The organism is Oleiphilus sp. HI0066 (genome assembly GCF_001635725.1).
Window position 1 is genome coordinate 1 of record NZ_LWFH01000254.1, and the last position, 754, is coordinate 754.

The 754-nt window shown below is 42.6% G+C and carries 1 protein-coding gene; it reads right to left on the bottom strand.

Annotated features, from left to right (window positions below):
* Nucleotides 1-132: 132 nt before the first annotated feature.
* On the bottom strand, nt 133-754 hold a 622-nt coding region (locus A3738_RS30505; protein ID WP_369819762.1), incomplete at its 5' end, for a ComEC/Rec2 family competence protein.

Here is a 754-nt window from a genome sequence, read left to right on the forward strand (position 1 = left end):
TCTCCTAAGAAGCGAGGCCGCTTTAATTTTTTTATAACAGCAACAGTGCCGAATGTCGGTACTTTATCATAAACCCAGTGTTTGAGAAGTCTGCCCCCCTATTCAATTGGTAACGTTTCAGAAATCTGTGAATTAAGGTAGGAGCCAATAGTTATTTGCATCACTTCTTGTCCTTGTAACACTAAGTCCTCGATCAGTGACATCGAAAAAAATGGCTCCGCTTTCATAAGTAATCAATGGATTTGCTGCGTGAGAATTTATCCTTTCCAATACGCTCGCATGCGGATGATTAAATCGGTTTGCATAGCCAGCAGAAAAAACGACATATCCAGGTTGAACATGCTTCAAGAAAGCATGATTGCTCGCCTTAAATGCACCGTGATGCCCCGCAATAAGAACGTCTGCATCTAGAAGATCTATTTTATTGTTTTCGTAGTAGTGACGAACAAAATCAAACTCTTCTTCCCCTTCTATATCCCCCATTAACAAAAACGACGTATCGTAGAAAGTCACCTTGAGAACACAAGAGCGCGCGTTGCTATTTTTTGACAAACCAGATACATCGAGGGGCCAAAGCACTTCGACACTAATATTAGAAGCGCCCCACGTTTGCCCGACAAGACAACTCTCTGTGTTTGTCTTAGTTTTGAGTCTATCAGGCTCACCACTTACGATTTCTCGCGGCCTTAAGGTCTTAACAACCCAGTCGCTATCGCCGGCATGATCTGCATCTCCATGACTTACCACTAATAAA